At 65.5% G+C, this 6,576-nt stretch carries 5 protein-coding genes, 2 tRNA genes and 1 pseudogene; all 8 read left to right on the forward strand.

The window, feature by feature from the left end; translation table 11 throughout:
• The first annotated feature begins 216 nt into the window (after positions 1 to 216).
• Positions 217 to 2,100 carry an ATP-dependent zinc metalloprotease FtsH gene (ftsH, locus tag B2R83_RS06530; protein ID WP_292039375.1) on the forward strand — a complete coding sequence of 628 codons (1,884 nt, stop codon included), beginning with the start codon at positions 217 to 219 and terminating at the stop codon, positions 2,098 to 2,100.
• Between the two features lie 77 nt (positions 2,101 to 2,177).
• On the forward strand, positions 2,178 to 3,026 hold the full coding sequence (gene folP, locus B2R83_RS06535) for a dihydropteroate synthase (protein WP_292039377.1): 849 nt from the start codon (positions 2,178 to 2,180) through the stop codon (positions 3,024 to 3,026).
• 34 nt (positions 3,027 to 3,060) lie between these two features.
• The gene (gene glmM, locus B2R83_RS06540; protein WP_292039379.1) at positions 3,061 to 4,401 is read left to right on the forward strand and encodes a phosphoglucosamine mutase; all 1,341 of its coding nucleotides are present in this window, start codon (positions 3,061 to 3,063) and stop codon (positions 4,399 to 4,401) included.
• A 69-nt stretch (positions 4,402 to 4,470) separates the two neighbouring features.
• Positions 4,471 to 4,547, forward strand: a tRNA-Pro gene (locus B2R83_RS06545).
• A gap of 68 nt (positions 4,548 to 4,615) precedes the next feature.
• Positions 4,616 to 4,692 (forward strand) — tRNA-Arg (locus B2R83_RS06550).
• Between the two features lie 31 nt (positions 4,693 to 4,723).
• Positions 4,724 to 5,059: a DUF5710 domain-containing protein gene (locus tag B2R83_RS06555; RefSeq protein ID WP_292039381.1), complete on the forward strand. Its 336-nt coding sequence runs from the start codon at positions 4,724 to 4,726 to the stop codon at positions 5,057 to 5,059.
• A 130-nt stretch (positions 5,060 to 5,189) separates the two neighbouring features.
• Positions 5,190 to 6,176, forward strand: coding sequence for an MBL fold metallo-hydrolase (locus B2R83_RS06560; RefSeq protein WP_292039383.1), 987 nt, complete (start codon positions 5,190 to 5,192; stop codon positions 6,174 to 6,176).
• A 106-nt stretch (positions 6,177 to 6,282) separates the two neighbouring features.
• Positions 6,283 to 6,576: pseudogene (locus B2R83_RS06565) on the forward strand (hypothetical protein); the annotation flags it as partial.

Here is a 6,576-nt window from a genome sequence, read left to right on the forward strand (position 1 = left end):
AGCGCGTCGGATGTGCGTTTTGCCCTTGATATTCGGCGCGGCAACCGCACATCAGCCGCGTGAGGCTGGCTGCGCGAACCCATGCGTAGCCAGTCTGGCATGAAAAAATGGCATTTCAGCACTATTCCCGTACGTCGCGTGGCGGCGTCGGCTTATTGCGGTTAAAATCGTCATACTGAAATCGGTAGAGATGCAATCCGCATCGGAGGAGTTTTCGTGAATAATATGTTTTCCAAATCCGCCATCTGGGTGGTCGTTGCGCTGCTGTTGTTCATGCTGTTCAAGCAGTTCGACAACCACAGCGTCGCCGGCGGCAGCAAGACCATCGCTTATTCCGAGCTTCTCGATGAGGTGAAGGCGCGTCGCATCAAGGACGTCGTGATCGAGGGCTCCAACATCACCGCGACCCGCAGCGACGACACCAAGGTCCGCGCCACCGCGACCATCCTCGACCGCGGCCTGATCGGCGACCTGCGCGAAAACGGCGTGCGCTTCGACGTGAAGCCGCCGGAGGAGCCTTCGTTCCTGCAGCAGGTGTTCATCTCCTGGTTCCCGATGCTGCTCCTGATCGGCGTGTGGGTCTTCTTCATGCGCCAGATGCAGGGCGGCGGCAAGGGCGGCGCGTTCTCCTTCGGCAAGTCGAAGGCGCGCATGCTCGATGAAACCAACAACACCGTCACCTTCGCCGACGTCGCCGGTTGCGACGAAGCGAAAGAAGAAGTGTCGGAAATCGTCGACTTCCTGAAAGACCCGACCAAGTTCCAGAAGCTGGGCGGCCGTATTCCGCGCGGCGTGCTGATGGTCGGTCCGCCGGGTACCGGCAAGACCCTGCTGGCGCGCGCCATCGCCGGCGAAGCCAAGGTGCCGTTCTTCTCGATCTCCGGTTCCGACTTCGTCGAGATGTTCGTCGGCGTCGGTGCGTCGCGTGTTCGCGACATGTTCGAGAACGCCAAGAAGCATTCGCCCTGCATCATCTTCATCGACGAGATCGACGCCGTCGGCCGCCATCGCGGCGCCGGCATGGGCGGCGGCAACGACGAACGTGAACAGACCCTGAACCAGCTGCTGGTCGAGATGGACGGCTTCGAAGCCTCCTCGGGCGTGATCGTGATCGCCGCGACCAACCGCGCCGACGTGCTGGATAAAGCGCTGCTGCGTCCGGGCCGTTTCGACCGCCAGGTGATGGTGGGCCTGCCGGACATCCGCGGCCGCGAGCAGATCCTGAACGTGCACATGCGCAAGGTGCCGATCGGTACCGACGTCAAGGCCGACATCCTGGCGCGCGGCACCCCGGGCTTCTCGGGCGCCGACCTGGCCAACCTGGTCAACGAGGCAGCGCTGTTCGCTGCGCGCCGCAGCAAGCGCCTGGTCGAGATGATCGACTTCGAAGACGCCAAGGACAAGATCTACATGGGTCCGGAGCGCAAGTCGATGGTCATGCGCGAGGAAGAGCGCCGCAACACGGCCTACCACGAGTCGGGCCACGCGGTGGTCGCCAAGCTGCTGCCGAAAGCCGACCCGGTGCACAAGGTCACGATCATGCCGCGCGGTTATGCCCTCGGCCTGACCTGGCAGCTGCCTGAGCACGACAACCTGTCGGGCTACAAGGACAAGATGCTCGAAGAAATCTCGATCCTGTTCGGCGGCCGTATCGCCGAAGAGATCTTCGTCGGCCAGATGTCCACCGGCGCCTCGAACGACTTCGCCCGCGCCACCAAGCTGGCCCGTTCGATGGTGACCCGCTTCGGCATGTCCGAGAGCATGGGCGTGATGGTCTACGAAGACAGCGAGAACGAAGGCTTCTTCGGCGGCGCCACCAAGACCATCTCGGAGGCGACGCAGCAGAAGGTCGACGCCGAGATCCGCAACATCCTCGACACGCAGTACGCCCTGGCGCGCCGCCTGCTCGAGGAAAACCGCGAAAAGGTCGAGATGATGACCAAGGCGCTGCTCGACTGGGAAACCATCGATGCCGAGCAGATCAACGACATCATGGCCGGCCGCGAGCCGCGACAGTCGAAGACCAGCATCCTGACCAAGCGTAACCCGCCGGGCGACAGCGGCGGTGGCGTGGCGCCGAACGCCACCGCACCGGCTTGATGTGAGCGCCTAGTTTTCCCCAAGCAAAAGGCATCCGCTGGATGCCTTTTGTACGTTAACGCTTCCCCTTTCTCACCATGTCCAAGAATTTGCAATGTGGCCAGTACAGCTTCGCGCTGGAAGGCCCGGATGCCGTCCGTCCGGTCGTGATGGGCATCCTCAACGTCACTCCCGATTCCTTCTCCGACGGCGGCCGCTACCTGGGTCTCGAGTTTGCGCTGTCGCATGCCGAGGAAATGATCCGCGACGGCGCCACCATGATCGATATCGGCGGCGAATCGACCCGGCCGGGCTCGCCCAGCGTGCCGGTGGCCGAAGAACTGGCGCGCGTCCTGCCGACCCTGTATGCGCTGCGCAGCCTCGACTGCGCGCTGTCGGTCGATACCTGCAAGCCGGAAGTCATGGCTGAGGCGATCATCGCCGGCGCCGACATGATCAACGACATCAACGGCTTCCGGGCGCCGGGCGCCATCGAGGCGGTGCGCGACAGCGACTGCGGGCTGTGCGTGATGCACATGCAGGCCACGCCGCAAACCATGCAGCAGGCCCCGGCATACCATGACGTCGTGCGCGAGGTGATCGATTTCCTCCGGGAGCGCGTGGACACCCTGGAGCGCGCCGGCATCGCCCGGGAACGCATCTGCATCGATCCGGGCTTCGGCTTCGGCAAGACCGTCGAGCACAACTACGCGCTGCTGCGCCAGCTGGGCCGCATCCGTGACGAGCTCGGCCTGCCGGTGCTGGCCGGGCTGTCGCGCAAGTCCATGGTAGGGGCCATCACGGGCCGGCCGGTGGAAGAGCGCATGGCGGGCAGCGTCGGCGGGGCATTGGCTGCGGTAGCGCATGGCGCTAAAATTGTGCGTGTGCATGATGTAGCAGAGACGGTTGATGCCTTAAAGGTATGGCTCGCCGGAACTCAAGATTAAAACGCTAAGTTTAAAACCTGGAAAGAGTAAAAGAATGGCACGGAAATATTTCGGCACGGACGGTGTTCGCGGCCTCGTGGGGGTCGCGCCGATTACCCCCGAATTCGTCATGCGCCTCGGCTATGCTGCCGGCACGGTGCTGGCCAAGGGTGGAAAGTCGACCAGCGGCCGTCCGGTCGTCCTGATCGGCAAGGACACCCGTATTTCCGGCTATATGCTGGAAGCGGCGCTGGAAGCGGGCTTCTCGGCGGCGGGCGTGGACGTGATGCTGGCTGGCCCGATGCCGACCCCGGCCATCGCCTACCTGACCCGTGCGCTGCGCCTGCAGGCCGGCGTCGTGATCTCGGCGTCGCACAATCCTTTCCAGGACAACGGCATCAAGTTCTTCTCGCAGCACGGCACCAAGCTGCCGGACGCGGTGGAACTGGAAATCGAAGACGCGATCGACCAGCCGATGGGCTGCGTGCCTTCGGACAAGCTGGGCCGCGCGACCCGCCTGCGCGACGCCCAGGGCCGCTACATCGAGTTCTGCAAGAGCACCTTCCCGAACGAGCTGGACCTGCGCGGCCTCAAGATCGTGGTCGACAGCGCCAACGGCGCGGCCTACAACATCGCCCCGCACGTGTTCCACGAACTGGGCGCCGAAGTCGTGTCGATCGGTGCGACGCCTGACGGCTTCAACATCAACGCCGGCGTCGGCGCCACCGCGCCGAAAGCGCTGTCGGAAGCGGTGGTGAGCAACAAGGCCGACCTCGGCATCGCGCTGGACGGCGACGCCGACCGCCTGATCATGGTCGACGCCACCGGCCGCGTCTACAACGGCGACGAGCTGCTGTACCTGATGGTGCGCGACCGCATGTCGACCGGTCCGGTGGCGGGCGCCGTCGGCACCCTGATGACCAACATGGCGCTGGAAGTGGCGTTCAAGCAGATGGGCGTTGGCTTCGCGCGCGCCAAGGTCGGCGACCGCTACGTGCTGGAAGTGATGCAGGAGCGCGGCTGGCTGTTCGGCGGCGAAAGCTCGGGCCACCTGCTGGCGCTGGACAAGCACACCACCGGCGACGGCATCGTGTCGGCACTGCAGGTGCTGTCGGCGCTCAAGCGCAGCGGCAAGTCGTTGGCCGAATGCTGCAGCGAACTCAAGCTCTATCCCCAGACCCTGATCAACAAGAAGGTCACGCCGGGCTTCGACTGGACCAAGGACGGGGCGCTGGTGGCCGAGAAGGAAGCGGTCGAACGCGAGCTGGGCGAGTCGGGCCGCGTGCTGATCCGCGCCTCGGGCACCGAACCCTTGATCCGCGTCATGGTCGAGGCGAAGGAAGCCGACCTGGCCGAAAACATGGCGCGCCGTATCGCCGACAAGCTGGCTGCCTGAGCCCGAACCCCCGCACGGGGCAGCGCAATTTGACGCGCCCTCGTTGCGGGAGTATCATCAGCCCCACATCGGAGTGTAGCGCAGCCCGGTAGCGCACCTGGTTTGGGACCAGGGGGTCCAAGGTTCGAATCCTTGTACTCCGACCAAAGCTTCCTCCGCGGGCTGTCGTTCGACAGCCCGTTTCATTTCCGGCCGCTTGCGCGTGCCGTCTGAACTGCCCATAGCTCAGTTGGATAGAGCATCAGCCTTCTAAGCTGAGGGTCGCTGGTTCGAACCCAGCTGGGCAGGCCATCGGTCGCGTGACTACTTTTTTTCGGATCGCATGCTTTTCCTGACTGTTCCCTATGCCGAGAAGGATGAAGCGAAGGCGCTCGGCGCCCGCTGGAATCCCACCAAACGCCGCTGGTATGTCCCCGACGGCGTCGCCACCGCCGCCTTCGCCAAATGGGCCGGGCAGGGCGCCGACAGCCCTGCTGGCGGCGCACCCTCAGGCCGCGTCGACAGCTACCAGGGCAAGACCGTGACCGGCACCAATTACGTCGCGCTCGAGCACGACTGCAATCCCTTCGAAGCCTGTCCGCAGTGCACGGCGGCCTTGCTCGGCACCGAGTGGCAGAAGGCGCGCCAGCACCTGGCCGGCCTGGTCGCCAAGCTTTAAGAACCTATCCCAGCAGGGAATGAGTCGCTTGCGGCGCGCCTGGCAAGCGAACGCCGTCCGCAGCGCTGCCGTGTTAACGTTCCGGCAGCAGCGCATGCCGTCCCGGGGTGCGCGCTTCCGGAGACCGACCATGCCGTTCGCTCGACTGTTCCAGCACCCACTTTTCTGCGCCCGCCTGACGATCCTGCTGGCCGCGCTGTGCGCCATGGTCCCGGCCGCCCACGCCGACGCGACCGCCACGCCGGCCCAGGGCGAGACCTTCCGGCTGCAGCTGGCGGCCGACGGCGCCCCGGCGCCGGATGCGGCGGATGCGAATACGGGTACCGTGCAATTCATCGGCACGGCCACGGTCATCATCCGCTTCCAGGGCTTCACGATCCTCACCGATCCCAACTTCCTGCACAAGGGCGACCACGTCCACCTCGGCTACGGGCTCACCTCGGAACGCAAGACCAACCCGGCCATCCGCTTCGAAGAACTGCCGCCGATCGACCTGGTCGTGCTGTCGCATTTCCATGGCGACCATTTCGACCAGCTGGTGCAGGAAAAGCTCAACCGCGCCACGCCCATCGTTACCACCAAGGAGGGCGGCGAGCGGCTCAAGCGCCTGGGATTCACGCGCATCTTCGGCCTGAGCAGCTGGGACCGGCTCGAGGTCGGCAAGGGCGCCTCGCGCCTGCGCGTGACCGCCACGCCCGGACGCCATGGCCCGGCCGGCGTGGCGGTGCTGCTGCCCAAGGTGATGGGTTCGGTGCTCGATTTCGGCGCAGATCCCGCCGTACCCGACTACCGCATGTACATCAGCGGCGACACCCTGGTCTACGACGACATCCGCGCCATCCCGCAGCGCTTCCCGAACATCGACCTGGCCTTGCTGCACCTGGGCGGCACCCGCATCCTGGGCGTCGTGAAAGTCACGATGGACGGCAAGGACGGCGTGCGCATGATGCAGGTGGTGCGTCCGAAGAAGACGGTGCCGATCCACTACAACGACTACGACGTGTTCAAGTCGCCGCTCGAGGACTTCGCGCGCGAAGTCAAGGCGGCCGGCCTGGAGAAGGACGTCATCTACCTCGCGCACGGCGAAACCTACACCTTCAGCCGGGTACAGCGCTAGCAGGGCGGGCCGCTCGGGCCCGACCTGCTTCAATCGTGCGCGCTCGCCTTGCTGCTGAGTAAACGCTATGATGCCAGCCTGACAATAATCGCTTCCCGGCCACGGCATGCATCGAGCGCAGGACTCCAGCCCGAACGACCCCCTTGCGCAGCGCGACCGGCGGCTGGTCGCCGGCATCGCGGTCTCGGCGCTGCTGCATGGCCTGCTGTTGTCGCTGCAGTTCGGCGTCCCCGGCTTCGATGCCGGTCCGGGCGGGCCGATCCAGGTCACGCTGGCGCCTGCGCCGCCCCCGCCCGCAGGACTGCCGGAGACACCCCCTGCGCCGCTGCCGGAACCCGGCGCCACGCCCCCACTGCCGCAGCCTGCGCCTCCCGCTGTCGTCGCGCCGCCTGCCGGCGGA

The sequence above is a fragment of the Massilia sp. UBA6681 genome, assembly GCF_002454935.1.
In the GTDB taxonomy this organism is placed as follows: Bacteria; Pseudomonadota; Gammaproteobacteria; order Burkholderiales; family Burkholderiaceae_D; genus Telluria; species Telluria varians.

Coding starts and splice junctions, on each gene's coding strand:
- folP (WP_292039377.1), top strand. CDS start 2,178: ATGTCCAAGAATTTGCAATGTGGCCAGTACAGCTTCGCGCTGGAAGGC.
- glmM (WP_292039379.1), top strand. CDS start 3,061: ATGGCACGGAAATATTTCGGCACGGACGGTGTTCGCGGCCTCGTGGGG.
- B2R83_RS06555 (WP_292039381.1), top strand. CDS start 4,724: ATGCTTTTCCTGACTGTTCCCTATGCCGAGAAGGATGAAGCGAAGGCG.
- B2R83_RS06560 (WP_292039383.1), top strand. CDS start 5,190: ATGCCGTTCGCTCGACTGTTCCAGCACCCACTTTTCTGCGCCCGCCTG.